The organism is Mycobacterium shunyiense (genome assembly GCF_058270075.1).
The window spans coordinates 455,562-481,528 of record NZ_JBZDPU010000015.1; the positions used below are offsets into that span (position 1 = coordinate 455,562).

Consider the following 25,967-nt stretch of genomic DNA (forward strand, 5'->3'; position numbering starts at 1 on the left):
GGTGATCAGCCCCCGCAGCGGATCTGTTTTCCGCTGCGGTCCAACGGGTCTGGGCCCAGCCCGAGGTACTTGTCGCGCAGCTTGTCCCACAGTTCCAGCTGGCCCCACTCGGGCTCGTCGCGGATCTGCTGGTCGTTGGTGAGGAACGGGTTGGGCAGCATCAACGTCATCATCTGCTCGTCGCGCCCGTTGTAGAGCCGCACCCCCCACGACATCGGGTTACCCTGCTTGCCGATCGAGCGGTACAACTCGGCGCGGCTGCAGCGGCGGATCCGGCCCAGCTCGGAGCCGCTGGCGCGGTGCTTGCCGATGCACAGGTGAAAGTGCCAGCGACCGAAATCGATGGTGGCATAACCGTCGAGCATCGCGATCTTACGGGGCGCGTTGGGCGCGACTACCTCCCAGGCGGCACCCTGCATGATGATGCCGAACCAGATCTCGTCCCAGTACTCGTCGAAGCACAGGTGCAGCAGATCCAGCAGGCGCTCCTGGTCGGTGGGCAACGGCCACAACTGTTCGCGGCCACGGTCTTCGGTGTCGACGATCGGCGGATCGGCGACGATCTCGGTGCTGGTGTCGGTCATGGGGATCCCTTCTCGTTCAAACGGGTACCGGCCTCGGGCTTGTGGGTCAGCGCGCAGTCACCGCACAACCCGGCGTCGGGCGTGCGATAGAACAGACAGCAACTGGTGCGCCGATAATCGGTCTCTGATTCGTTGAAACATATTGTGCTGCTGAGCCGTTCGTCATCAAACAGGCTGCGTGCGAGACCCCAGCCCGGGTCGGCCGCGAGTTCACCGCCGCGATGCCGGCTCAGCGCACGGGCGGCGCCCAGGAGCGCGGAGGCGGCATTGCCGAGCAGCAGCCGCTGCGAGATCGGGCCGAGCCGTCGGACCGCGTCGACCAGCGGTGCCAGGTGGTCACGCAGGATCATGTCGGCCAGCAGGGGTTCAGAATCGGTTGCCCGCCAGGCGATGGGATGGCGCAGGTGCAAGCGCACCGAGCCGCCGGATTCGCTGAACCAGAGCTGATCACGATGCAGGTCCACCAGCAGGCCGTGTTCGGCGAGCCCGCCCAGACCGATCGACCACAGCCGGGCGGCGAAACCTAGGTAGAAGGTCGACACCGCGACGCGCAGATCCGGTGCCCCGATGCGCTCCCGGACCCGCTCGACCACGCCGGCCAGCAGCTGCTCGTCGGTGTACAGCTGGGCGACCGGGCGCCAGTCGCCGTCCGGGATCTGCCCGGTGGACACCGCGAAATAGGAACTGACCGTGGATAGTTGCGCCAGCGCCGACGCCACCTGGTCGGCCTGCACGCAGCAGTGCGAGCCGGCGGGCACGCTCCGCAGCAGCTGCGGCAGGTCACGCAGTGCCACTATCTCGGCACCGGCCACGGTGCGCACGGCAATGGTGTCGACATCGGTTGCGGTGAGGATGATCTCGGCGCTGTCTCCGTCCCGCCAGCCCTCCCGGGACAGCACGCGCGTCACTGCCGAACGCAAGGGTTCAGCGGCTTCGATGCGAGCGGTGCGATGGTCGCCGTCGTCGACGATGGTGAACATGCCGCTGGCCGGGTCGAAGTGCAGCGTGTCGTTGCCGAACATCGCCGAGATGCGCCCGGACACCATGAGCTCCTCTCCGATGGTGTCGGTGAGGGTGCCCGACCGATCCATCAGCCACACCCGGTCGGCGACCCGCAATGCCAGTTCCAGGTCGTGGGTGCTCAGCACCACCGCCAGCTGCTGGTCACGGGCCAGCTTGCGCAGCAGTCCGAACAGCGCGGCCCGCGCGGACACATCCAGGAATGCGGTCGGCTCGTCGAGGATCAGCAGGCCGGGTTGTTGGGCCAGCGCACGCGCGGTCAGCACCCGCTGGCACTCGCCGTCGGACAGTTCCGCGGCCGACCGCGACGCCAGGTGCCCGGCGCCGGTGGCTGCCAGTGCCCAGTCCACGATCTCCTCGTCGGCGCGACCCAGCCGGGCGGCCAGGCCCAGGTGCGGAATTCGGCCCAGCCCCACCAGTTCCCGCGCCGACAGCAAGCCCGGGTCGATCCGTTCGGTGAGGACCACGCCGACCTGTCGGGCCAGTTCGTCACGAGGCAGCTTGGTCAGGTCGGTCCCGTCGAGCAGCACCTGGCCCCCGAGCGCCGGCTGCAGCCCGGCCAGGGTCCGGATCAGGGTGGATTTGCCGGCGCCGTTGGGGCCGATCAGCACGGTGAGCTCGCCGCGGCGGGCCTGCGCATCAAGTCCGGTGGCCACGGTGCTGACCTGGCGGCGGTGGCGGTATCCGATGCTCAGGCCGGCCAATTCGACTGCAGGATTGGTCATGCCAGCATCCCCGAGCCTCGCCGGGCCCGCAGCAGCACGGTGATCACCACCGGCGCCCCGACCAGCGCCGTGACCGCGTTGACCGGAATCACCAGATCGCTGCCCGGCACCTGGCTGACGATCCCGCAGGCCAGGGCGGCCACGGCACCCAGCAACGTCACCGCGGGTACCACCACGCGGTGGTCGGAGGTCCCGAGGGCGATGCGCGCCAGGTGTGGGACCACCAGGCCGAGGAACGCTATCGGTCCGCAGAATGCCGTCGTCACGCCCGCCAGCACCGATGCCGACCCGACCGTGACCATCCGGGCTCGCCGGACGTTGATACCCATGGTCACCGCGTAGCTCTCACCGAGCAGCAGCGCGTTGAGCGGCCGGATCGTCAGAGCAGCGGTGGCCAGCCCGCCGCCGATCAGAGGGAGTAACAGTCGCAGGTCGCCCCAGCCGGTTCCGGCGAAACTGCCCAGTCCCCACAGCAGAAATTGCTGCACCCGTTGCGGGTCGGAATAGACCATCGCAAGGCTCACCAGTGCGGTGCTGGCTGCGCCCAGCATCACCCCGATCAGCAGCAGGGTGGCCGGCGAGCGCGTCCAGCGCGATAGCGCCAGCACCAGCGTCAGCATCGCGGCGGCACCCACCGCGGCCGCGACCACCGACCCGGCGCGGCCGACCCCGGCCATCCCGGCGCTGAACCCGGCGCCGGCGCTGCCGCCGACCAGCACGACCAGCGCCACGCCGAGGCTGGCACCGGAACTGACCCCCAGGATGTAGGGATCGGCGAGGGTGTTGCGGAACAGTGTCTGCAGTTGTAGCCCGGCGACTCCGAGCGCGGCCCCGGCGGCCAGCGCGGTGAGCACCCGGGGTAGTCGCATGTTCGCCACGATCACCTGCCAGCGCGGGTCGGAAGCCTCGGCGCCGAGCAGTACCCGCACGGTGTCGGCGAGCGGCACGCGGACCGGGCCGAGCGCCAGGCTCAGCAGGACCAGCACAACGACCGCGACGACCAGGCCCGTCAGAACCAGCGGAGTCCGGGCCCTCACCGAGGGACCTGGCGGTAGAACGCGAAGTCGTGGCCGGGTGCCAGCTCGGGATGCAGGATGGCCACCAGGTCGCCGAGCAGAAGATCCGGCCGCGCCGTTCCGCGCTCCCAGTAGGTGTTGCGGCCGTTCTGGTCGACGGCCTTCGTGGCCGACCACACCTGACCATCGCGGACGGCAGCGAGCTCGCCGTAGCGGCTGTCTTGGGATGCCGCGTCGCTCACGGTTTTCCAATTATCGGTGACCAGCCACAGTGGTGCGTTCCCGGCGCGGGCGTAGACCGATTCGAAGTTCAGCTGCCGGTTCTGCGCGCCGGTGTCGCTGAGCCAGGGGTAGGTCCCGCCGGCGTCGGCGACCAGCCGGCACGGGTAGCTGGCGCCGGTGGGCATCGACCAGTTGCCCGAATACATGGCGCCCACCAGGACATCGACCGATCTGGCCGCGGCGGCCCGGGCGCTCAGCGCGTGGTAGCCATCACGGATCTGGCGGTAGGTCTGCTCGGCCTGGCGTTCGGTACTGGTCAGTGCCGCAAACATTTTGATCCATTCGGCGCGGCCCAGCGGGGTGGGCTCGAGCCATTCGGCGTCGGCGACCACCGGGATTCCGGTCTCACGCAACTTCGGATAACCGGGGTCGTCCACGCCCTCGGTGACCAGCACATCGGGGCCGGCCTGCAGCACCGACTCGATGTTGAGCTGCCCGCCCGGGGCGTAGCCGACGATCGCGCCGGCATCGATGCGGCTACGGATCTGCGGATCGGCAACCTCGGGAGGACTGGATACCCCGGTCACCACATCGGCCTGACCGAGTTCGGTGATCATCGCCAGATGGGTGGTGGAACCCGAATACACAGTGCGTACCGGGACGGTGATTTGCTGGGCGTGTGCGAGTTCGCCGGTCAGCTCGGGGGCCGGGGCGCCGCAGCGCACCAGCACATACGACACCGGCTGTCGGCCGAGGTAGGGGCGCTGCACGGTCAGGATCTGGTAGCTGCGGTGGTATTCGAGGCGGAAGTTGGTGGCCTCGGACAGGGTCGATTTGTCCGGGAAGTAGTCGGCGGCCGGATCGAAGCCGGTGATGCAACCGGGACGCGCGCCGTCGGTGACGGTGGCGTGCTCGGCCGAGCAACCGGCCGCCGAGGCGACCGCAATGGTGACCAGCGCCGTCATCAGCGCACGTGCCACCCACAACGCACGGGGCATGGGCGTGCATCAGCTTCCTCGGGGTACACCGCCCCGGATCGCAGGACGCGATGACGTGAGTCTCCTGGCTTTCGGATCACCGTTCGCCTCGCCTTCCAGCCCCTTTGAGAGCCGTGGCCGATGAGGGTCACTCCCCGATGACAGTGGCGGGACCGCGCCGGATTCGCACCGGCTTCCTCACTGTCGTCATCGCCTTACCGGCGACATTCTTACATGCCGTGCCGGCGCAGGCCTTTGACTCGTTGGCCGACGCCCACAGTGTTGCCTCGCGTCGTTGGCTCGCGCCGTTGCCTCGCGTAGTTGGCTCGCGTCGTTGCCTCGCGTCGTTGCGTCGCGTAGCCACAGGCCACCGAGGCGGCCGACGCGCCGCTGCGGCGGGGCGCATAATTAGCAGCGATGACCGGCCCCGCCTCCCAGCCCCGTAAACCCGTAATCCTGACCGTCGACGACGATCCCGCGGTGTCCCGCGCAGTTGCTCGGGACCTACGCCGTCACTACGGCGAGCGGTACCGGATCGTGCGCGCCGAATCCGGCCCGGACGCCCTGGAGACCCTCAACGAACTGAAGCTGCGTGGCGACACCGTCGCGGTGTTCGTCGCCGACTACCGGATGCCGCAGATGAGCGGCATCGAATTCCTCGAATCCGCGATGGACCTCTACCCGATGGCCCGGCGTGTGCTGTTGACGGCATATGCCGACACCACCGCCGCGATCGACGCCATCAACGTCGTCGACCTCGACCACTACCTGCTCAAGCCGTGGGATCCGCCCGAGGAGAAGCTGTACCCGGTGATCGACGGCCTGCTGGAGCAGTGGCACACCGTCGGCGACCGGGCCATCCCGCACACCAAGGTGATCGGCCACCAGTGGAGTTCGCGGTCCTGGGAGGTGCGCCAGTTCCTGGCCCGCAACCAGCACACCTTCCGTGCGTTCACCACCGACGAGCCGATGGGCCGCCAGCTCCTGGAGGCCGCGGGGCTCGACGGCCTGCAACTTCCCGTGGTGATCACCGAGGGCGGCGAGACGCTGGTCGAACCGAGTGACGGTGAGCTCGCCGACATGCTGGGTCTGTCGACCACCCCATCACTGACCATGTACGACCTCGCGGTGATCGGCGGTGGCCCGGCAGGCCTTGCCGCCGCGGTGTACGGCGCCTCCGAGGGCCTGCGGACGGTGCTGATCGAGGGCACCACCACCGGTGGGCAGGCCGGCCGCAGTTCGCGGATCGAGAACTATCTGGGCTTCCCGACCGGGGTGTCGGGAGCCGAACTGGCCACCTCGGCCCGCCGACAGGCCGAGCGCTTCGGCGCCGAGGTGATCACCACCCGCGAAGCCGTCGCGCTCGACATCGCGGGCGCGGCCCGCACCATCACCTTCGCCGACGGGGAGACCATCGGCGCCCGCGCGGTCATCCTGGCCACCGGCGTCGAGTACCGCCAGCTCCCGGTGCCCGGCTGTTGGACCGATCCCGACAACCCGAACAACTACGTCGGCCGCGGGGTCTACTACGGGGCCTCGGTGTCCGACGCCTCCGAGTGCAAGGGAGAGGACGTCTACATCGTCGGCGGCGCCAACTCCGCCGGGCAGGCCGCGATGTTCATGTCGCGCGAGGCCAAGTCGGTCACGCTGCTGGTGCGCGGACCGTCGCTGGAAGCGTCGATGTCGTTCTACCTGATCCAGCAGATCGAGCAGACGCCGAACATCCACGTCCGCACCTGCACCGAGGTGGTCGGCGCCATCGGTGAGGACGATCATCTGGTGGGACTCGAGCTGGTGAACAGGCAGACCGGCGAGCACGAGGAGGTGCCTGCGACGCGCCTGTGCTGCTTCATCGGCGCGACCCCGCGCACCGACTGGCTCGACGGCGTGGTGGCCCGCGACGACCACGGGTTCATCCTGGCCGGCCCCGACCTGCGCGACGTGTGCGGCTGGGGGCTGGAACGTCCGCCACATCACCTGGAAACAAGTGTGCCCGGTGTGTTTGTTGCAGGAGATGTGCGTGCCGAGTCCGCCAAGCGGGTGGCCGCCGCCGTCGGCGAAGGGTCGATGGCGGTCATGTTGGTGCACCGCTACCTGGCAGAAGCGTGATGGCCGGCGAGGCCTGAGGAGTTGAGGACGGATATGGGCGAGACCTGCGTGCGGGACGAACTGAGAATACTGTTCCTGTTCGAGCATTTGTCCGACGGGCAGCTCGACACGTTGTGCCAGGCCGGCAGCATCGAGACGTTCCCGGCAGGCCCGATCGTCACCGAGGGTGATCCGGCGACGTGCTTCTACGTGATGCTCGACGGTGAGCTGGTGATGTCGAAGCGCTCCGGCGGCGTCGACATCCAGACCAACCGCACCTCGATGCGCGGCGTGTACTTCGGCGCTTGGTCGGCCTACATCCCCGGCGAGGAACACGTCTACGAGGCGTCGGTGCGCCTGACGAAGCCGTCGCGGGTGTTCGTCCTGGACGCCAATGCCTTCGCGGGGTTCATGCAATCCCAGTTCCCGATGGCGGTGCACCTGCTGGAGGGACACAAGGTCGGTGGTCGTCGGCAGAGCCAGATCATCGGTCAGCGCGAGAAGCTGCTGGCGCTCGGCAACATCACCGCGGGCCTGACCCATCAGCTGAACAACCCGGCGGCGGCCACCGCCCGTGCCGTGGCCGACCTGCGCGAGGGCGTCGGCAAGATGCGGCACAAGCTGGCGATGCTGGCCGACGGCAAGTTCACCCCGCAGGCGCTGCGGATGCTGGTGACCATCCAGGACGAGGTCGCCGAGCAGGTCGCCAAGCACAAGGGGCTGGAGCTCACGGCGCTGGAGACCTCCGATCGCGAGGACGAGATGGGCGACTGGCTCGAGGACCACGACATCGTGGGTGCCTGGGACTATGCCCCGACCTTCGTCGAAGCCGGTCTCGACATCGACTGGCTGGAACGTATCTCGGCGTCCGTCGACGATGCGCTCAAAGACGGGGAGGCGTCGGCGACGCTGCAGGCGGCCCTGGGTTGGCTGAAGTACACCATCGACACCGAACTGCGGATGAACGAGATCGCCGAGGCGAGCAAGCGGATCTCGGCGCTGTTGGCCGGCGCCAAGCAGTATTCGCAGATGGACCGCGGCGACTATCAGAGCGCCGACGTCCACGAACTGCTGCGCAGCACGCTGATGATGTTCGGCGACAAGATCGGCAAGGACAAGCCCGTCAGCCTGTGCAAGGATCTTGACAAGTCGCTGCCCGAATTGCATTGCTACCCAGGCGATCTCAATCAGGTGTGGACCAACATCATCGACAACGCCATCCAGGCGATGGACGGTCACGGAACGCTGACGCTGCGCACGAGCCGGGAGACCGACGAGATGATCCGGGTGGAGATCTGCGACGACGGGCCGGGCATTCCGGCCGAGGACATCAACCGGATCTTCACGCCGTTCTTCACCACCAAGCCGTTCGGCGAGGGCACCGGCCTGGGCTTGGACCTGGCCTGGCGCATCGTGGTGGAAAAGCACCACGGGGATCTGCGGGTGCAGTCCGAGCCGGGTGACACCCGGTTCATCGTGCTGTTGCCGCTGCAGGCGCCGGCGCCCGAGGGCCAGGCCGCGGAGACTCCAGCGTCGGAGTGATGCCGGGCAGATCTGCCGTGCCGGTTCGCCTGTGATTGTCACGCTGGAGTGGCGCTCAGCGTCGAGCGTCACGCTGGAGTGGCGCTCAGCGTCGAGCGTCACGCTGGAGTGACCAAGGCGGGCGGCGCCGGCCCGACCAGATCCAGAATCAGCGTGATTCGCCCGGAATAGCCCCCACCCACACACCGGTTGAGACGTTCATGACCCAGACCACGGTGGGCGCCAAGCCCGATCTCGGCACGTTCGGTGCGTTCGGCCACTACCTGCAGTTCCAACAACTGTCGCCCGAGCAGTTGCGCGACATCGAGGCGCTGGGTTACGGCGCGATCTGGGCCGGCGGATCACCGCCTGCCGAGCTGGAGTGGATCGACCCGATCCTGGCCGCCACCGACACTTTGCAGCTGGCCACCGGCATCGTGAACATCTGGTCAGCCGACGCCGAGGCGGTGGCAGGATCGTTCCACCGCATCGAGACGGCCTATCCGGGCCGGTTCCTGCTCGGCATCGGCGTCGGGCACCGTGAGGCGATCGGCGAATACCGCAAACCGCTCGATGCGCTCACCGATTATCTGGACAGGCTCGATGAGTACGGCGTGCCGCGGCACCGCCGCGTGGTGGCCGCGCTCGGACCCAAGGTGCTGCAACTGTCGGCGGCCCGCTCCGCCGGCGCGCACCCGTACCTGACCACCCCGGAACACACCGCGACGGCCCGCGAGTTGATCGGGCCCGCAGCGTTTCTGGCCCCCGAGCACAAGGTGGTGCTGACCACCGATCAGGACAAGGCGCGCGCCGTCGGCCGCAAGGCGCTCGACATCTATCTCGGACTGTCCAACTACCTCAACAACTTCAAACGGCTCGGGTTCACCGACGAGGATCTGGCCAAGCCGGGCAGTGACCGGTTCATCGACGCGGTCGTCGCGCATGGCACGGTGGAGGACGTGGCGGCCCGGCTGCGGCAGCACCGTGATGCGGGCGCCGACCACGTACCTGTGCAAGTGTTGACGTCACCGGACAAACTGGTACCGGCACTGGCCGAACTCGCCGGGCCGCTCGGCCTGGCCTAGAGGACCAGAGAAAAGGACGCTCAGATGACCGAATCGCTCTCACTCAAGCCGGATCTGGGCCGCTACGGCGTGTGGACGTTCGGGGCGGTGCAGCCCGAGCAGGCCGCCGAGGTCGAGAAGCTCGGGTACGGCGCGCTGTGGGTCGGCGGTTCGCCGGCCGCCGATCTGTCTTTCGCCGAACCCATCCTGGAACGCACGCAGACGCTGCAGTTGGCCACCGGCATCGTCAACATCTGGACGGCCGACGCCGCGGCGGTCGCCGAATCGTTCCACCGCATCGAGGCCGCGTATCCGGGCCGGTTCCTGCTCGGCGTCGGGGTCGGGCATCCAGAGCACACCGACGAATACCGCAAGCCCTACGACGCGTTGGTGGAGTACCTCGACGCACTGGACGCGGCCAAGGTGCCGACCAGTCGGCTGGTGATCGCCGCGCTGGGTGACAAAGTGCTGAAGCTGTCGGCACGGCGCAGCGCGGGCGCCCACCCGTACCTCACGACGCCCGAGCACACCGCGCACGCCCGCGACGTGCTGGGCGAGTCGGTGTTCCTGGCGCCTGAGCACAAGGTGGTGCAGAGCACCGACAGCGCGGCAGCCCGTGCGATCGGACGCAAGACCGTCGACTTCTATCTGAACCTGAGCAATTACCTCAACAACTGGCGCCGGTTGGGTTTCACCGAGGACGACATCGCCAAGCCGGGTAGCGACAAGCTGATCGACGCGGTCGTCGCGCACGGAACCGCCGGTGACATTGCCGCGCGCCTGCAGCAACACGTCGCCAACGGTGCCGATCATGTCGCGATCCAGGTTCTCGGCGGTCCGGACAAGCTGATCCCGACGTTGACCGAATTGGCCGGGCCGCTCGGCCTGACGGGGTAGCCGCACAGTCAGGGCCGACGATCGTGCGGATATGACGACACCGCCCGATAGGGTTGGCGCATGCGACTACTGGTCACCGGCGGCGCCGGGTTCATCGGCGCGAACTTCGTGCGCCTCGCTGTCGGCGAGGCGCTGACCACGTCGGTCACGGTGCTCGATGCGATGACCTATGCGGGCAGCCGGGAGTCCCTGGCGGGGGTCGCCGACCAGGTCCGGTTGGTGCAGGGCGACATCGCCGACGCGGCCCTGGTGAACCAGTTGGTGGCCGAGGCCGACGCCGTCGTGCACTTCGCCGCGGAAACGCACGTCGACAATGCCTTGGCGAACCCGCAACCGTTCCTGCACAGCAACGTCGTCGGCACGTTCACGGTGTTGGAGGCGGTCCGGGCCCACGGGGTCCGGTTGCACCACATCTCCACCGACGAGGTGTACGGCGATCTTGAGCTCGACGACCCGGCGCGGTTCACCGAAACCACGCCGTACAACCCGTCGAGCCCGTACTCGTCGACCAAGGCCGCCGCCGATCTGCTGGTGCGGGCCTGGGTGCGGTCGTATCGCGTGCCGGCGACGATCTCGAACTGCTCCAACAACTACGGGCCCTACCAGCATGTGGAGAAGTTCATCCCGCGCCAGATCACCAACGTGCTCACCGGCAGGCGCCCCAAGCTCTACGGCACCGGCGCCAACGTGCGCGACTGGATCCACGTGGACGACCACAACCGGGCGGTCTGGCAGATCCTGACCGACGGCCGCGTCGGGCAGACGTACCTGATCGGGGCGGAGTGCGAGCGCAGCAACCTCACGGTGATGCGCACGCTGCTGCGCTTGATGGGCCGTGATCCCGACGACTTCGACCATGTGACCGATCGGGAGGGCCACGACCTGCGCTACGCCATCGACCCGTCGACGCTGCACGACGAACTGGGCTGGGCGCCCAAGCACACCGATTTCGAAGAAGGACTCGCAGACACCATCGACTGGTATCGCAACAACGAATCCTGGTGGGGTCCATTGAAAACGGGCGTGGAGGACGCGTACTCGGGGCGCGGCCAGTGACCACGCGCGAGCTGACCATCCCCGGCGCCTGGGAGATCACACCGAAGCTGCACGGCGATGCACGCGGGCTGTTCTTCGAGTGGTTCACCGAGGCCGGGTTCGCCGAGATGACCGGACACCGTTTCGATCTGCGGCAGGCCAACTGCTCGGTGTCGGCGGCCGGGGTGCTGCGCGGGGTGCATTTCTCCGAGCTGCCGCCCAGTCAGGCCAAGTATGTGACGTGTGTGCGCGGCGCGGTGCTCGACGTCGTGGTCGACATCCGCGTGGGTTCCCCGACTTTCGGGCAATGGGATTCGGTGCTGCTCGACGAGCACAGCCGGCGATCGGTCTACCTGTCGGAGGGCCTCGGCCACGCCTTCCTGTCGATGGAGGATTCCTCGACGGTGATGTATCTGTGTTCGGCGCCGTACAGCCCCGAGCGGGAACACACCATCCTGGCCACCGATCTCGGGATCGACTGGCCGATCGACGAGCCGGTCCTTTCCGAACGCGACGCTGCCGCCCCGACGCTGGAGCAGGTGCGCGCGGCCGGCCTGTTGCCGACGTGGGACGAGGCCCGTTCCTTCGTCGAACAGCTGCGCGCCCGCGTCCGGGGCTGAATTGAGGTAGTCCGCTACTGCATACGGGACAGCCCGGTGGGGCGACGATGGGCGCATCAGCGCAGGCGTGCCCGACGAAACGAGACCCACCATGAACCGAGCTTCCCAGTTGACGGCGACCTTGCTGGTGTCCGGTGGCCTGGCCCTGACCAGCTTGGTGTGCGCGGCGACCGCCCTGGCCGGCGGCCCGTACCAGTGGTGCCCCGGCGATGAACCGGGCGGTTACGGCGGTGGGTTCAACACGCCTGCGGATGCGAGGCCGAGCTGGGACTGGAACGTCTGCCACAGCTACCACTACGTCAACCAAGGTCAGGGCAACGTCTCGTCCACTGTGTGGGAAGGCGACAACCCGCCGCCTCCGTATCCGTGGCAGCCGCCGAACATGTGCTGGTCGCTGTTCCTCCCCCGGCCGTGCGGCCCCGCCGACCTAGGTCAATGACCTTCCAGCACCAGTGCGGAGTGCAGCAGCTTGTGGTCGAGTGCGTGCGCGGTCAACCCACCCCGGCCCGTCATGGTCTCGGCCGCCACCAACGCGTTGACGATGGCCTCCTCCGTGGCTTCGATGGCCAGGTCGAACAACCGGGTCATCAGCTGCGGTGCCACCATGCGCACCCCGATTTCGGGCCGGTTGGCGTCGGGGTTCTCGTCCCATCCGTAGGGCGGGATTCCCCGGTTGCCGGTCGAGAACGCCAGCATCATGTCGCCGCTGTACTGCTCACCTGTTCCGCCCACCCGGCCGATCGCCAAGGCGGAGCGTTGGGCAAGTCTGGTGCATTGATGCGGCAGCATCGGCGCATCGGTGGCGACGACGACGATGATCGAGCCGGAGCCGGCCGGGTAAGGGATCGGCAGATCCGGCGTCGGCACCAGTTCGGGCCCCACCATCTCCCCGACCGGCACACCGTTGACCCGAAGTCGTTCCCGCCGACCATGATTCGCCTGCACCAGTACGCCGACGGTGTACTGCCCGCCCACGGTGTCGGTGACCCGCGATGCGGTGCCGATACCACCTTTGAAGCCGTGGCAGATCATCCCGGTCCCGCCACCGACATTGCCTTCACCGACCGGCCCGTCCGAGGCATCGGCGAGTGCGGCGAACACGTGCTCGGCCTGGACGTGGTGACCGTTGCAGTCGTTCAGCAGCCCGTCGTAGGTCTCTCCGACCACCGGCAGAGACCAGTACAACCCGTCGCCGCGGGCCTGCACCTGCGCCGAGACCAGCGCATCGCGGACGACACCGACGCTGTGGGTGTTGGTCAGCGCGATGGGCGTGGTGAGCTCGCCGGATTCGCGGATCCATTCCAGACCAGTGAGCTCGCCGTTGCCGTTGAGCCGGTGGGCCCCGGCGAAAACCGGTAAGGATGTGACCTGTGGGACGGCCGAATCGACAAGCGCAACGGCGCGAGGAGATCCTCGACGCCACGATCGCACTGATCGAGCGCAACGATCTGAACACCGTGCGGATCGCCGACGTGGCAGCTGAGCTCAACCTGACCCCCAATGCCGTGCGCTACTACTTCCGCGAGATGGACCAGCTGTTGTCGGCGCTCGCGCAGCGCTCGGACCGCAAGTTCTACGACGACCGCCTCGCGGTGGTGGAACGCACCGAGGATGTGCGAGATCAGATCGCGTTCATGATCGCCGCCGGTCTGCCATCGGGACCGGAGGACGCCGAGTGGCGGGCAATCTGGCGGGCGGTGTTGGCCGCCGGGTTCGTGCTCGACCAACGGCGCGACATCCAGCACATCTATCACCGACAGGTCGACCTCTACGCCCAGATACTCGAAACAGGCTCCGCCGCAGGCATCTTCACACTCGCCTCGCCCACCCGTGACATCGCGATGACCCTCATGTCGATGGAGGACTATCTCGGGTACCGGATCGTGGCACGAGATCCCGACCTCGACCGCGCGACCGCGCTGCGGCTGATGCGCGGCTATGCCGAACTGGCGACGGGGGCTCGGCTTCCGGTGACGGCGTGACCGCACGCGCCCCGCTCGGGGCTGCGCTGCTGGTGGTGATCGCCGCGGTCAGCCAGGAGGTGGGGGCGGCGTTCGCGGTCGGACTCTTCGCTGCGGTCGGCACCGTAGGAGCGTTGTTCGCCCGCTTTGCGGTGGCCGGCGTGATCCTGTGCGCGGCCGTACGCCCGACCGTGCGGGGCCTGACTCGTCAGGCCTGGGGTGCGGCGCTCGCGCTGGCCGCGACGCTCGGCGCGATGAATTTCTGCTTCTATCTGGCCATCGCGCGGATCCCACTGGGCGTCGCGGTGACCATCGAAGCCCTCGGTCCGCTGATCCTTTCGGTGGTGACCGGCAAGAGCCGGGCCGCTTGGCTGTGGGCGTTGCTCGCCTTCGCCGGCGTCGCAGCACTGGGTCTGCCGCACGGGGGCGGCGGGCATTTCGAGGCGACCGGATTCGGATTCGCGGCCGCCGCGGGGGTGGCCTGGGCCGGCTACATCCTGGCGTCTGCACGTACCGCCGTGGAGTTCCGTCGCGTCGACGGCCTGGCTCTTGCCACCGCCATGGGTGCAGTCGTCGTCGCCCCGTTCGCAGTCGCCTCGGTCCACCTGAACGCACTGGACTGGCGCGTACTCGGGGTGGGCGCCGCGGTCGGCGTGCTGTCGTCGGTCATCCCGTACTCGCTCGAGTTGATCTCTCTGCGCCGTCTTCCACCTGCCACGTTCGCGGTGCTGACGTGCCTGTCACCGGTCACCGCGGCGCTCGCCGGCCTGGTGGTGCTCGGTCAGCAGATCGGGGGTGCTCGGCTACCTGGGCGTAGCCCTGGTGACAGTCGCCAGTATCGGCGCGGTGCGGTCGGCACACCCGCGTCCCGCCGAACCGCTCGGCTAGCGGCGAGCTTTTCAGTGCGGGAAAGTGTCAGCGGTTCTTCGCGAGGAAACGACGGAACAGCGGCCAGGCAATCGCGAGGTTGTATGCCACGCCGCCCAGCAGATACGGCCACCACGTGCCGTGCGCACTGGCGACCCAGAACGCCTTGGCCGCCCAGTACGGCGGCAGCACACCGAAGGCCAGGTTCCACGACGAGTCGATGAACCAGGGCAGGCACGGCAGCCCCGCGATCAGCATGCCCAGTGCACGCAGCATCGCAATGCCCTGAATCTTGTTGCCGGCCATGGTGACAATGAGAAGTAGCGTCACCACCGCCGACAAGCCGGCGACCAACCCGATCGGAACGAGCGCTCCGGTCAGCCCCGGCTCCAGGAGACCGCTGAACGACAGCGTCGCGATCACGTAGACGGTGGTGACCACCATCACTGTTCCCGCGCGATACCCGAAGAACGTCGTCATCGGAACCGGCGTCACCCGCAGTGCGGTCATCGTGCCGGCATCGACCTCGTCGAGCATCAGGAACGCGCCCAGACCCCCGGCGATGATGATGCTGGTCAACAGCAGAAACGCGGTCAGCACCAACGGGTAGTACGGCACGAGGTCGAAGCCGTAACGCTGCGCCAGCATCTCAGTGACCTCGGGCGTCAGGACCGCCACCAGCGAAGTCCAGATCACCGGCGCAAACACCACCATGACCAGCAGCGGATCTCGGTAGGTGCCCCGGATATCGTTGCGGCCGAATGCGGCCACGGCCCTGCCCGTCGCGGAACTCGATATCGCGGTCACAGCACACCCGACCTTTCGACGACGTAGCGGCCGAACAGCACGTGAGCGGTCCGCCACAGGACCACGAGCGACAACACGGGATACAGCACCGAATAGAGCATCTGCCAGCTCGTCAACGCCACCTGGTCGAACGCCGCGCCCAGGAGCAACACCGGCCCCTGGGTGGGCACGAGGTACAGCACCGGGTTGGGCCAGAGCCCCGAGTAGTAGATCAGCGGGGGTACCAGCATGACCGCCAGCGGGATGGTGGCCGCCAGGAACCAGTCGGTGACCGAGGCGAACGGTAGCGACGTGATGAACCCGACCAGCAGCATCAGCAGGGTGCCGAGGACAACCCCGAGGACCAGCAGCACCGGATGGTAGGTGAAGCCGTCGGCGATGGTCGACACCACGATCGCCACGAACAACGAGATAGCCAGCAGCACAGATAGTTTGGCTGTCAGATACTCCCAGAAGCGCAACGGGGTGGAGATGATCGCGCCGAGCGTGCGTTCCTGCTTCTCGAAGAACACCGAGCCGCCGATGAAGAAGAAGCCGATGATCGCGGTGTCGCCGGCGAGCACGTAGGGCTCCATGACCGGGCGCAGGTCGCGCGGCATCGGCAACAGCACCGCCAACCAGATGAGGCCCGAGAACACACCCGCGTGCAGGAACTTCTGCCGGTTGGCCACCGTCAGTTCCAGCCGGATCGCGGTGAGCAACCGGGTCATGACAACCGCCGCCCGGTGACCTCGACGAAGACGTCGTTGAGACTGGCTTCGCGACTGTGGATCGTCTCGACGTGATGCTCACGCAGGATCGTATGGAATGCCGGATCGTCCGCCAGACCGTCCATCCCGTACTCGGCGGTGGCGAGTCCGCCGGGAGTGCGGTACTGCACCCGGACGCGCCGTTGGCTGCGGGCGATCTTCAGTTCGGCGGGGGTGTCGAGCGCGACGATGGCGCCGTCGACGACGAAGGCCACCCGGTCGCACAGTTCATCGGCCGTGGACATGTCGTGGGTCGTGAGGAAGATCGTGCGGCCGCGCGCTTTGAGGTCCAGGATGATGTCCTTGACCTTGCGGGCGGTGACCGGGTCGAGCCCCGAGGTGGGCTCGTCGAGGAACAGCAGCTCGGGGTTGTTGATCAGGGACCGTGCGAACGTCAGCCGCATCTGCATTCCCTTGGAGTACTTGGCAACCCGGGTGTTGGCGGCATCACCGAGACCGACCGCGTCCAGTAATTCCATCGGATCCGCCGTCGGCCCGTCATAGAGGGAGCCGAAGAACCTGAGGTTCTCCAGGCCGGTGAGCTTGTGATAGTGGTTGGGCAGTTCGAAGGACACACCCACGCGCTGGTAGTAGTCCGGCCCCCAGTCCAGCGGGTCCCGGCCCCACACCGTGGCCTGGCCGCCATGCCCGCGCAGCAGCCCGATGAGCAGCTTCTGGGTGGTGGATTTTCCGGCGCCGCTGGGCCCCAGAAACCCGAAGATCTCCCCCGGCGCGACGCTGAAGTCCATGCCGCGTACGGCCGGCTCAGTTGCTTTGGGATAAGTGAAAGTCAAGCCCCGAACGTCGATGACATCGGTCGCTGTGTGCATCAGTGCCCTTCCGCGCAGACGAAATCACATCTCCGACCAGACTTCCCGGAACACCGGACATGACTGTACTAAACTTTCAGTAATTATTGAAGCCTTTTCTTGACGAGGAGGATTCGCGGTGTCAAAGTCCACAGATCTGCAGCAGTCGGCTGAGCAACTCGCCTTGGTGCTCAGCAGTCACGGCATGCAGAAGATGACCGCCCGCGTGCTCGCCACCCTGCTGTTCAGCGAACAACCCAGTGTCACGATGGCCGAACTGGCCGAGACCCTGCAGGCCAGCGCCGGGGCGATCTCGGGTTCGCTCAAGATGCTCACGTCCGTCGGCCTGGCCGAGCGGGTTCCCGCCCCGGCAAGCCGGCGTGAGCACTTCCGCTTACGCGACGACGCTTGGGCGGTCCTGTTCACCAGCCAGAACGAGACGATCGCGGCAATGCAGGCCGCCGCGGACACCGGCATCGCCGCCGCTGACCGCACCAGCCCGGCCCATCACCGACTGACGCAGATGCGCGATTTCTACACGTTCCTGATGGCCGAACTTCCCGCTGTCCTCGACCGCTGGCAGCACCAGAACGATCAGGGAAGCAAGCCAACCTGACGGTAGACGGCCCGCAGATAGCGGCGCATCTCCTCGGTGTCGGGCGGGTCGGGTTGCAGCACGCGGTAGGTGATCGCACCGACCATCATGTCGATCGACACGTCGAAATCCGTTTCGGCAGGCACAGTTCCACACTCGCGTGCGCGCTCAAGTAGGCGAGCGGCGAGCTTGCGGCGCGGCGCGATGTAGCGGTCCCAGTACACCGCCATGAGCGCCGGATGGCTGACCGCCGATCCGAGAACTCGGGCGACCAGCGCCCGGTAGTGCGGCGTGGTCGTCGTGACGGCGGCGCTTTCTATGGCCGCCTCGACGAGTTCGTAGGGCGACTCGACATCGATCTCCTCCGGTGAGGCCCAGCCCACCTCTTCGGCGATCAACGTCTCCACCGCCGCAGCGATCAACTCTTCCTTGGTCGACCACCGCCGGTAGATGGTCGGCTTGCCGACACCGGCGCGCTTGGCGATCTGCTCGATGCTGGAACCCTCGACACCACGCTCGATGAACAGGTCCAGCGCTGCCTGCAGGATCGCGCGATCGGCGCCCGCATCGCGCGGCCGGCCCCGGCCGGGCGGCGTGGTCATCGTACCGACCCTGAGCTCAAAGCTGTTGCCAGCCAACGGTCGAGGCCGGCCTTGTCGGCGGGACTCCCCCGCCAAGCCAGGTGGGCGTCGGGCCTGATCAGCATGGCCTCGGTGCCGCCGTGGTGCAGCGCCACGACGAATTCGCCTAGGTGAACCCGCAGGAGTTCGAGGTCATGGGGCACGCCGTCGGGCAACAGTAGCGCCCAACGGCCGCCGAGCTCACTGTGCAACCGGGTGGCGGTGCCGTCCGCGCGCGTGCACTGCCGATCGGCAATGCGATCCCCTGGTCGCGGTTTGTGGCCACCACCGCCGAGCGGACCTTTCCGATAACTCACCCACAGCTGCGATGTGGTGTACGTCGTCCACCGCTGGATGAACGACAGGCCGAACAGTCGAATGGCCACCTGGTCGCGCAGGAAGCGGCCCACCCGGTTGCTGGCCACGTTCATCCGGGTCACCGCGCTGGTCCCGCGCAGCACTTCGGTGGCCAGAGGCCTGCGCTCGGCCTCGTACGTGTCGATCAGTTTGTCGGAGGCCAGCTTTCGTATCACGAAGGCCAGTTTGAACGCCAGATTCTCGGCATCGCCTATACCGGTCAACATGCCCTGCCCGCCGAACGGCGCATGGGCGTGCGCGGCGTCCCCGGCGATGAGGATCCGCCCGTTGCGGTATCTGTCGGCGAGTCTGCGGTGAACGGTGAACACCGACAGCCACTCGGCGTCTCCGACGCTGACACTGCGCCCGGTCCGCTGCGGCACAACGTATTCGATGCGTGCGCGGATCTCGTTGTCGCTCGGCGTTTGGTCCGAGATGGGGTCGTAGACGAACAAGCGCCACAGATCGTCACGACCGCTCGGGTCCGGCATCGGCATCGCGCCCACCAACCCGTCGGGGTGGATCCACCCCGTCGTCCCGCTGCGGTCCACGTCCCAATCCAGGTGCACGTCAGCCAGCAGGAAACGTTCGGAGAGCTTGACGCCGGGAAACCCGATGGCCGCCTGTTGCCTGGTCACGCTGGAGGTGCCGTCGCATCCGACGAGCCACTTCGCGCGGACGCGTTCACCATCTGACAGTTCGGCAACGACGGCGTCGCCGTCCTCTCGCGCGGCGATCAAACCCCGGCCCCATTCCGGTTCGACGCCGAGCTCGGCCAGTCGGGCCCGCAGCGCCGCTTCGACCTTGGCCTGCGACACCACCATGGGCGGTGCGGCGGTCCGCATGCCGGGATCGCCGAACTCCAGGGTCATCACGGGACGGTCGCCGAGATAGGTGGTGATGCGCATCGCGCGTAACGACTCGCTGGGCAGCGTTCCCAGCGCGCCGATGCGGCCCAGCACTTCCGAGCCGCGCGCGTGCAGGAAGTTGGCCCGCGATGTGATCGCCGGCCCCTGCGCGCGGTCGACGACGCGGACCGAGATGCCATGTAGGCGCAACGAGCAGGCCAACGTCAGCCCCGTAGGGCCGGCGCCGACCACGATCACATCAGGGTTCTCATCCGAGAAGGACACAAGAATATAGTAACGATACCGTTCCGTAATTTAAACAGGCAGCCCGCCATGCCGCCCGGCCCGGCTATCTTCGGTCCATGAGCGCCGATGCAGCTGTGCACATGCGGGTCGAGAGCCTGTACCGGTATCCGATCAAGTCAATGCTCGGGGAGAGCGTGGAAACGTTGTCCGTCAACGCCGGCGGAGCAGAGGGTGACCGAAAGTTCGCACTCATCGACGAATCCAGCGGCCGGGTGGCGAGCGCGAAGCAGGCCCGGCTATGGCGGACGCTCCTGTCGTGCGGCGCTGTCACCGAACAGCGGCGCGTACGCATCCACCTACCGGACGGCAGCACGACGACGACCGACGAGGACGGTGTCGACGACGTGTTGTCACAGTTCGTGGGGCGGTCGGTCCGACTGATCGACAGCAGGCCCGCCGGCGCTTCCATCGAGCGCGCAGACCCCGATCAAGTGCTCGACAAAGGCATCGACGCAGAGGTCGACGCTCCGATCCTGGAGCTGGGTCTGGCAACCCCGGGAGACTCCTTCACCGATCTGGCTCCTGTGCATGCGATCACCACCGCGACCCTCGAGCGCATCGGCGTCGAGGCCGCGCGCTACCGGCCCAATCTGGTGATCGCCACGCCACCCGGTTTTCCCGCATACGCCGAGAACGAGTGGACCGATCAGATCCTCACCGTGGGCGGAGTGCGGCTACGGGCCATGGGACCAACTCCCCGCTGCGTCATTCCGACCCTCGAGCACGGTGCTCTACCCCGGGCGCCACACGCGCTCCGGACTCCCGCAGCCGAGAATCGGGTCGACGCCTTCGGCCTCGGCCTTCTGCCGTGCGCCGGCACGTACCTTCAGGTGCTCGCCGCAGGCACCCTGCAGATCGGCGACCCGGTCTCGCTCGACTGACCCACCTCCCACGGTGATGCGTGTGGTTCCGTGCCGAGACCGCACAGCAGACCACCAGAACCCTTGCCAAAGGTTCCGACCAATTACTAGGATATCCAAGTATCTCGGGTGAGCCCCGAGTTGCCACCACTGCGCACAATCCTGGACGGAATGTCATGACTACACAGATTCCCCACTTCATCAACGGCCAGCGCACCACCGCCGGGTCGACCCGTACCGCCGATGTGCTCAATCCCAGCACCGGCGAGGTGCAGGCACAGGTGGTCCTGGCGTCGGCCGCCGATGTCGACGCCGCCGTCGCCGGTGCCGCCGAGGCCCAGAAAGAATGGGCCGCCTACAACCCGCAGCGCCGCGCCCGGGTGTTGATGAAGTTCATCGAACTGGTGCACCAGAATGCCGACGAGTTGGCCGAGATGCTGTCCCTGGAGCACGGCAAGACCGTCGCGGACTCACACGGCGACATCCAGCGCGGCCTTGAGGTCATCGAGTTCTCGGTCGGCATCCCCCACCTGCTCAAGGGCGAGTTCACCGAGGGCGCGGGCACAGGCATCGACGTGTACTCGATCCGCCAGCCCCTGGGCGTGGTCGCGGGCATCACCCCGTTCAACTTCCCGGCGATGATCCCGCTGTGGAAGGCCGGCCCGGCGCTGGCATGCGGAAACGCGTTCGTGCTCAAGCCTTCCGAGCGCGACCCCTCGGTGCCGCTGCGGCTGGCCGAGCTGTTCATCGAGGCGGGTCTGCCCGCCGGTGTGTTCCAGGTGGTGCAGGGCGACAAGGAAGCCGTCGACGCCATCCTCGAGCACCCCGAGATCAAGGCCGTCGGCTTCGTCGGCAGCTCTGACATCGCGCAGTACATCTATTCGGGCGCGGCCGCGCACGGCAAGCGGGCCCAGTGCTTCGGCGGTGCGAAGAACCACATGATCGTGATGCCCGACGCCGATCTGGATCAGGCCGTCGATGCGCTGATCGGCGCCGGTTACGGCAGCGCGGGCGAGCGCTGCATGGCGATCAGTGTCGCAGTACCCGTCGGCGAAGAGACCGCGAACCGCCTGCGCGCCAGGCTCGTCGAGCGGGTCAACCAGCTACGGGTCGGGCACAGCCTCGATCCCAAGGCCGACTACGGGCCACTGGTCACCGGCGCCGCGCTGGAGCGGGTGCGCGACTACATCGGCCAGGGCGTCGAGGCCGGCGCCGAACTCGTGGTCGACGGCCGCGAACGGGCCAGCAGCGAGCTGACTTTCGGTGACGCGAGCCTGGAGAAGGGCTACTTCATCGGCCCCACCCTGTTCGACAACGTCACCACCGACATGTCGATCTACACCGACGAGATCTTCGGCCCGGTGTTGTGCATCGTCCGGGCGCATGACTACGAAGAGGCGCTGAAGCTGCCGTCGGAGCACGAGTACGGCAACGGCGTGGCGATCTTCACCCGCGACGGCGATGCCGCCCGCGATTTCGTCTCACGCGTGCAGGTCGGCATGGTGGGCGTCAACGTGCCGATCCCGGTTCCGGTGGCCTACCACACCTTCGGCGGCTGGAAGCGTTCCGGTTTCGGCGATCTCAACCAGCACGGGCCGCATTCGATCCTGTTCTACACCAAGACCAAGACCGTCACCGAGCGGTGGCCGTCGGGCATCAAGGATGGCGCCGAGTTCGTCATCCCGACCATGAAGTAGCCAACCCGTGAATCTGAACGACCCGTACAGCCTGAGCGAGGACGACCGTGTCATCACCGACACGGCGGCCGCGTTCGCCGAAAAGCGCATCGCGCCATACGCGTTGGAATGGGATGAGACCCATCACTTCCCCACCGACGTATTGCGCGAGGCGGCCGAACTCGGCATGGGCGCCATCTACTGCGACGAGGACGCCGGCGGCAGCGGGCTGCGTCGCCTGGATGCGGTACGCATCTTCGAGCAGCTCGCAGTCGCCGACCCCACCCTGGCGGCGTTCCTGTCCATCCACAACATGTGCGCGTGGATGGTCGACAGTTTCGGCACCGAGGAGCAACGCAAGACCTGGGTGCCCAGGCTGGCGTCGATGGAGGCCATCGCCAGTTACTGCCTGACCGAACCGGGTGCCGGCTCGGACGCGGCCGCGCTGCGGACGCGGGCCGTGCGCGACGGTGACGACTATGTGCTGGACGGGGTCAAGCAGTTCATCTCGGGGGCCGGCAGCTCGGATGTATATGTGGTGATGGCCCGGACGGGAGCGGACGGCCCGAAGGGCATCTCCGCGTTCGTCGTCGAAAAGGACGCGCCCGGGCTGAGCTTCGGCGCACAGGAACAGAAGATGGGCTGGAACGCCCAGCCCACCGCACAGGTGATCTTCGAGGGGGTCCGGGTTCCGGCCGATGCATTGCTCGGCGGCACCGAGGGCACCGGGTTCGGCATCGCGATGAACGGGCTCAACGGCGGGCGGATCAACATCGCCGCCTGCTCACTGGGCGGAGCACAGGCCGCCTACGACAAGGCGCTGAGCTACCTGGCCGACCGGCAGGCGTTCGGCGGGGCCCTGCTCGACGAGCCGACCATCCGGTTCACCCTCGCCGACATGGCCATGGGTTTGGAAACATCACGAAACATGTTGTGGCGAGCTGCGTCTGCCCTGGATGCAAACCACCCCGACAAGGTGACGTTGTGCGCCATGGCCAAGCTGTATGTCACCGACACCTGCTACGAGGTGGCGGATCAGGCGCTGCAGTTACACGGCGGCTACGGCTATCTGCGTGAGTACGGTCTGGAGAAAATCGTCCGGGATCTGCGGGTGCACCGCATCCTTGAGGGCACCAACGAAATCATGCGCGTGGTCATCGGTCGCTCGGAATCGAGCCGCGCCCGCAACTCTGCATAGGAGACGTACGTGAGCACGATCGCGTTCTTGGGGCTGGGCAACATGGGCGGGCCGATGGCCGCCAACCTGGTCACCGCCGGGCACACCGTGCGCGGTTTCGACCCGGTGCCTGCCGCGCAGGAGGCGGCAAAGACCAACGGCGTCAACGTGTTCGCCACCGGCGCCGAGGCAGTGAGCGGTTCAGACGTGGTGATCACCATGCTGCCCAACGGGGCGTTGGTGAAGAGCTGCTACGCCGAGGTGCTGCCCGCCGCCGCCGACGGAGCCCTGTTCATCGACAGTTCCACGATCTCCGTCGACGACGCTCGCGAGGTGCACAAGGTTGCCCTCGAGCACGGCTTCGCCCAGCTCGACGCCCCGGTCTCCGGCGGGGTCAAGGGTGCGGTGGCGGGCACGCTCGCGTTCATGGTCGGCGGTGCCGATGAAGCAGTTGATGCCGCGCGGCCTGTGCTCGAACCCATGGCGGGCAAGATCATCCATTGCGGTGCCGCCGGCGCCGGCCAGGCCGCCAAGGTGTGCAACAACATGGTGCTGGCGGTGCAGCAGATCGCCGTCGGAGAGGCATTCGTCCTGGCCGAGAAGCTCGGTCTGGACAAACAGGCACTGTTCGACGTGATCACCGGTGCGACCGGCAACTGCTGGGCCGTTCACACGAATTGCCCGGTGCCCGGGCCGGTTCCGACCTCCCCGGCCAACAATGATTTCAAGCCGGGGTTCGCGACGGCACTGATGAACAAGGATCTCGGACTGGCGATGGCGGCCGTGGAATCCACGGGGTCATCGGCACCGCTGGGCACGCATGCGGCGGAGATCTACGCGAAATTCGCTGAGTCGAATGCCGACAAGGACTTCAGCGCCGTGATCGAGACGCTCCGCAGCTGACGGCACCGCGTCGGCCCGCGTTTGTAACCGGGTGGCGATGAAATCCGCGTTTCGCCGCCACCCGGTTACGAACGCGGACGGCGCGAAAACCTATGCAGCAGTCGGGCTGCGCTGAACCCACCACTGGGTGTGCAGGCGCTGGCAGGCCGGCAGCCGCAGCGCATCGGGGCCGGCGAAGTCCGGCCGCACCGCAACCGCGCCGGGTGAAACCGGACTGGCGTCGGGGTCGATCACGACGCCCGCCATCCCTGCGGCGTTGGCCGACCGCAGGCCCGCGACCGAGCCCACCATGGCCAATGCGTCGTGGCCTGCCACGCCCAGCTCGGCCAGTGCGTGCCGGTAGAGCTCGGCGCCGGGTCCACTCACGTCGTCGGTGGTGACGACGGTTTCCACCAGACCGTCCCCGACGAGCTGGCGCACCAGGGGTTCGGCCCAGCGCCGACGGCCTGCGGCCACCACCCCGACCGGCAGCCCGGCCAGGAACGCGTCGTTCATCAGGTCCTCCAGACCCGGCCGAGGCGTCAGGCCGGCGTCGAGGATCATCTCGTCGAACATCATGTCCTTGGTCATGCAGATCTCGTCGGCGAGCACCTCGGTCAGCACATCGCAGTCCGGGCCCACGCACCGCTTGCGCAACTCGGCGGTGACGCGCTGGCGCTCGTCGTGCAGCGCGAGAAGCTGCTGGTAACGCGCGACACCCCATTGAATGGGCAGACCGTGCGCGGCGAAGGCGGCGTTGAAGACGACGCGATGCCCGTCGACGTCCACATCCGACAACGCATCGAGGTCCAGGATCACCGCACGCAGTGGATGGGCACTCGGATCAGGCTGCGAACAGTCCCACCAGAACCGTCCGGCCCGCCATGACTTCTCTTGTGTTGACGACACCACATGAGAGTGGCCCACGTCACATCTGTCGCGCGTCCCCCCTACGGGGGATTGGGCCGGTCAAGTTGATCTACCGACCGCGGTACCACCCTTAGGGTGATGCCATGGCGCCCTCCAATCCAGTGCGCCTTGTGCTGGTCGACGACCACGAAATGGTCATCGAGGGTCTCAAGGCCATGCTTGCTGTGTTCAACGACCGGGTCGAGGTGGTCGGTCAGGCCGTCGGCGCGGAGCGGGCGCTGAGTGTGATCGAAACGCTGGACCCCGACATCGTGTTGTGCGACGTCCGCATGGAGGGTTCCAGCGGACTGGATCTGTGCCGCGTGCTGCGCGAGCGCGACCCGGACCGCAAGGTGGTCATGCTGTCGGTCTACGACGACGAGCAATACCTGTTCCAGGCGCTGCGGGTGGGTGCGTCGGGATATCTGCTCAAGAGCATCAGCAGTGACGAGCTGGTCCGCCAGCTCGAATTCGCCCACAGCGGGCAGACCGCGATCGATCCGGGGATGGCGGCGCGGGCGGCCGGTACCGCGGCCCGCCTGCAACGCGACGAGTTCTGGCCCGGCGTCCGGCAGGGACTGACCCAGCGCGAGAGCGAGATCCTGTCCTTCGTGGTCGCGGGCCTGTCCAACCGCGGGATCGCCAACAAGCTGGTGATCGGCGAGGAAACCGTGAAGACCCACCTGCGCTCCATCTACCGCAAGCTCGGGGTCAGCGACCGGGCGGGCGCGGTGGCCACTGCACTGCGGGAGGGCATCTACCAGTGAACGCCGAG

Annotated in this window: 25 protein-coding genes, 1 pseudogene and 1 riboswitch; of the genes and pseudogenes, 15 read left to right on the top strand and 11 right to left on the bottom strand. The window is 67.3% G+C overall.

Annotated features, from left to right (window positions below; all coding sequences use genetic code 11):
- Positions 1 to 5 precede the first annotated feature (5 nt).
- Genes AC4ELH_RS16535 through AC4ELH_RS16550 form a run of 4 tightly spaced genes read right to left on the bottom strand, consistent with a single transcriptional unit; the run spans position 6 to position 4,565 of the window.
- Positions 6 to 584: a DUF7676 family protein gene (locus AC4ELH_RS16535; protein WP_498885441.1), complete on the bottom strand. Its 579-nt coding sequence runs from the start codon at positions 582 to 584 to the stop codon at positions 6 to 8.
- Entirely contained in the window at positions 581 to 2,329 is a 1,749-nt protein-coding gene (locus AC4ELH_RS16540) for an ATP-binding cassette domain-containing protein (RefSeq protein WP_448445911.1), read from the bottom strand. Before AC4ELH_RS16540 ends, AC4ELH_RS16535 begins: the two co-directional genes overlap by 4 nt.
- Positions 2,326 to 3,366 carry a FecCD family ABC transporter permease gene (locus AC4ELH_RS16545; protein WP_498885443.1) on the bottom strand — a complete coding sequence of 347 codons (1,041 nt, stop codon included), beginning with the start codon at positions 3,364 to 3,366 and terminating at the stop codon, positions 2,326 to 2,328. The genes AC4ELH_RS16540 and AC4ELH_RS16545 overlap by 4 nt, the downstream gene beginning before the upstream one ends.
- Positions 3,363 to 4,565 carry an ABC transporter substrate-binding protein gene (locus AC4ELH_RS16550; protein ID WP_498885445.1) on the bottom strand — a complete coding sequence of 401 codons (1,203 nt, stop codon included), beginning with the start codon at positions 4,563 to 4,565 and terminating at the stop codon, positions 3,363 to 3,365. Before AC4ELH_RS16550 ends, AC4ELH_RS16545 begins: the two co-directional genes overlap by 4 nt.
- Positions 4,566 to 4,602: 37 nt before the next feature.
- Positions 4,603 to 4,789, bottom strand: a riboswitch (cobalamin riboswitch).
- A 172-nt stretch (positions 4,790 to 4,961) separates the two neighbouring features.
- Here AC4ELH_RS16550 and AC4ELH_RS16555 point away from each other — a divergent pair.
- The 7 genes from AC4ELH_RS16555 to AC4ELH_RS16585 all read left to right on the top strand — a co-directional run bounded on the left by AC4ELH_RS16555 (position 4,962) and on the right by AC4ELH_RS16585 (position 12,208).
- Positions 4,962 to 6,653, top strand: coding sequence for an NAD(P)/FAD-dependent oxidoreductase (locus AC4ELH_RS16555; protein ID WP_064883185.1), 1,692 nt, complete (start codon positions 4,962 to 4,964; stop codon positions 6,651 to 6,653).
- A 33-nt stretch (positions 6,654 to 6,686) separates the two neighbouring features.
- A complete protein-coding gene (locus AC4ELH_RS16560) occupies positions 6,687 to 8,174 on the top strand; it encodes an ATP-binding protein (protein WP_498885447.1) in 1,488 nt (495 codons plus the stop codon).
- Positions 8,175 to 8,374: 200 nt separating this feature from the next.
- Positions 8,375 to 9,238: an LLM class F420-dependent oxidoreductase gene (locus tag AC4ELH_RS16565; protein WP_498885449.1), complete on the top strand. Its 864-nt coding sequence runs from the start codon at positions 8,375 to 8,377 to the stop codon at positions 9,236 to 9,238.
- Between the two features lie 24 nt (positions 9,239 to 9,262).
- The gene (locus AC4ELH_RS16570; RefSeq protein ID WP_498885451.1) at positions 9,263 to 10,114 is read left to right on the top strand and encodes an LLM class F420-dependent oxidoreductase; all 852 of its coding nucleotides are present in this window, start codon (positions 9,263 to 9,265) and stop codon (positions 10,112 to 10,114) included.
- Between the two features lie 60 nt (positions 10,115 to 10,174).
- On the top strand, positions 10,175 to 11,170 hold the full coding sequence (rfbB, locus tag AC4ELH_RS16575; protein ID WP_448445922.1) for a dTDP-glucose 4,6-dehydratase: 996 nt from the start codon (positions 10,175 to 10,177) through the stop codon (positions 11,168 to 11,170).
- Positions 11,167 to 11,769 carry a dTDP-4-dehydrorhamnose 3,5-epimerase family protein gene (locus AC4ELH_RS16580; protein WP_064883195.1) on the top strand — a complete coding sequence of 201 codons (603 nt, stop codon included), beginning with the start codon at positions 11,167 to 11,169 and terminating at the stop codon, positions 11,767 to 11,769. Before rfbB ends, AC4ELH_RS16580 begins: the two co-directional genes overlap by 4 nt.
- A 91-nt stretch (positions 11,770 to 11,860) precedes the next feature.
- Complete coding sequence (locus AC4ELH_RS16585; RefSeq protein ID WP_064959359.1) at positions 11,861 to 12,208, top strand: hypothetical protein; 348 nt, start codon at positions 11,861 to 11,863, stop codon at positions 12,206 to 12,208.
- On the opposite strand, the gene AC4ELH_RS16590 is transcribed toward AC4ELH_RS16585, so the two are convergent.
- Positions 12,202 to 13,200: a P1 family peptidase gene (locus AC4ELH_RS16590; protein ID WP_498885454.1), complete on the bottom strand. Its 999-nt coding sequence runs from the start codon at positions 13,198 to 13,200 to the stop codon at positions 12,202 to 12,204. The two genes, AC4ELH_RS16585 and AC4ELH_RS16590, sit on opposite strands and share 7 nt — an antisense overlap.
- Here AC4ELH_RS16590 and AC4ELH_RS16595 point away from each other — a divergent pair.
- A complete protein-coding gene (locus AC4ELH_RS16595; protein ID WP_064959357.1) occupies positions 13,140 to 13,751 on the top strand; it encodes a TetR/AcrR family transcriptional regulator in 612 nt (203 codons plus the stop codon). The two genes, AC4ELH_RS16590 and AC4ELH_RS16595, sit on opposite strands and share 61 nt — an antisense overlap.
- A 233-nt stretch (positions 13,752 to 13,984) precedes the next feature.
- Positions 13,985 to 14,464: pseudogene (locus AC4ELH_RS16600) on the top strand (EamA family transporter); the annotation flags it as partial.
- Between the two features lie 181 nt (positions 14,465 to 14,645).
- Here AC4ELH_RS16600 and AC4ELH_RS16605 read toward each other — a convergent pair.
- Genes AC4ELH_RS16605 through AC4ELH_RS16615 form a run of 3 tightly spaced genes read right to left on the bottom strand, consistent with a single transcriptional unit; the run spans position 14,646 to position 16,983 of the window.
- Positions 14,646 to 15,404, bottom strand: coding sequence for an Rv2686c family ABC transporter permease subunit (locus AC4ELH_RS16605; RefSeq protein WP_064883205.1), 759 nt, complete (start codon positions 15,402 to 15,404; stop codon positions 14,646 to 14,648).
- On the bottom strand, positions 15,401 to 16,114 hold the full coding sequence (locus AC4ELH_RS16610) for a fluoroquinolone export ABC transporter permease subunit (RefSeq protein ID WP_448445931.1): 714 nt from the start codon (positions 16,112 to 16,114) through the stop codon (positions 15,401 to 15,403). Before AC4ELH_RS16610 ends, AC4ELH_RS16605 begins: the two co-directional genes overlap by 4 nt.
- Positions 16,111 to 16,983, bottom strand: a complete 873-nt coding sequence (locus AC4ELH_RS16615) for an ABC transporter ATP-binding protein (RefSeq protein WP_498885457.1) — start codon at positions 16,981 to 16,983, stop codon at positions 16,111 to 16,113. Before AC4ELH_RS16615 ends, AC4ELH_RS16610 begins: the two co-directional genes overlap by 4 nt.
- A 136-nt stretch (positions 16,984 to 17,119) precedes the next feature.
- On the opposite strand from AC4ELH_RS16615, the gene AC4ELH_RS16620 reads away from it, so the two are divergent.
- On the top strand, positions 17,120 to 17,578 hold the full coding sequence (locus tag AC4ELH_RS16620) for a GbsR/MarR family transcriptional regulator (protein ID WP_064883282.1): 459 nt from the start codon (positions 17,120 to 17,122) through the stop codon (positions 17,576 to 17,578).
- Here AC4ELH_RS16620 and AC4ELH_RS16625 read toward each other — a convergent pair.
- Positions 17,557 to 18,159 carry a TetR/AcrR family transcriptional regulator gene (locus AC4ELH_RS16625; protein ID WP_448445936.1) on the bottom strand — a complete coding sequence of 201 codons (603 nt, stop codon included), beginning with the start codon at positions 18,157 to 18,159 and terminating at the stop codon, positions 17,557 to 17,559. The genes AC4ELH_RS16620 and AC4ELH_RS16625 overlap by 22 nt on opposite strands.
- Entirely contained in the window at positions 18,156 to 19,667 is a 1,512-nt protein-coding gene (locus AC4ELH_RS16630) for an FAD-dependent monooxygenase (RefSeq protein WP_498885459.1), read from the bottom strand. The genes AC4ELH_RS16625 and AC4ELH_RS16630 overlap by 4 nt, the downstream gene beginning before the upstream one ends.
- Positions 19,668 to 19,744: 77 nt before the next feature.
- Between AC4ELH_RS16630 and AC4ELH_RS16635 the strand changes: the two genes are divergently transcribed.
- The 4 genes from AC4ELH_RS16635 to mmsB all read left to right on the top strand — a co-directional run bounded on the left by AC4ELH_RS16635 (position 19,745) and on the right by mmsB (position 24,304).
- A complete protein-coding gene (locus AC4ELH_RS16635; RefSeq protein ID WP_498885460.1) occupies positions 19,745 to 20,569 on the top strand; it encodes an MOSC domain-containing protein in 825 nt (274 codons plus the stop codon).
- Between the two features lie 155 nt (positions 20,570 to 20,724).
- Positions 20,725 to 22,245, top strand: a complete 1,521-nt coding sequence (locus AC4ELH_RS16640) for a CoA-acylating methylmalonate-semialdehyde dehydrogenase (protein WP_498885462.1) — start codon at positions 20,725 to 20,727, stop codon at positions 22,243 to 22,245.
- Between the two features lie 31 nt (positions 22,246 to 22,276).
- The gene (locus AC4ELH_RS16645; RefSeq protein ID WP_498886190.1) at positions 22,277 to 23,422 is read left to right on the top strand and encodes an isobutyryl-CoA dehydrogenase; all 1,146 of its coding nucleotides are present in this window, start codon (positions 22,277 to 22,279) and stop codon (positions 23,420 to 23,422) included.
- A gap of 9 nt (positions 23,423 to 23,431) precedes the next feature.
- Positions 23,432 to 24,304, top strand: coding sequence for a 3-hydroxyisobutyrate dehydrogenase (gene mmsB / locus AC4ELH_RS16650; RefSeq protein WP_498885463.1), 873 nt, complete (start codon positions 23,432 to 23,434; stop codon positions 24,302 to 24,304).
- Between the two features lie 90 nt (positions 24,305 to 24,394).
- Here the strand turns inward: mmsB and AC4ELH_RS16655 are convergent, their stop codons facing one another.
- Positions 24,395 to 25,192 (bottom strand): HAD family hydrolase, encoded by a 798-nt coding sequence (locus AC4ELH_RS16655; RefSeq protein ID WP_064959390.1) that lies wholly within the window; start codon positions 25,190 to 25,192, stop codon positions 24,395 to 24,397.
- Between the two features lie 104 nt (positions 25,193 to 25,296).
- Here AC4ELH_RS16655 and AC4ELH_RS16660 point away from each other — a divergent pair, with 104 nt between their 5' ends.
- On the top strand, positions 25,297 to 25,959 hold the full coding sequence (locus AC4ELH_RS16660) for a response regulator (RefSeq protein ID WP_064883226.1): 663 nt from the start codon (positions 25,297 to 25,299) through the stop codon (positions 25,957 to 25,959).
- Positions 25,960 to 25,967: the final 8 nt, after the last annotated feature.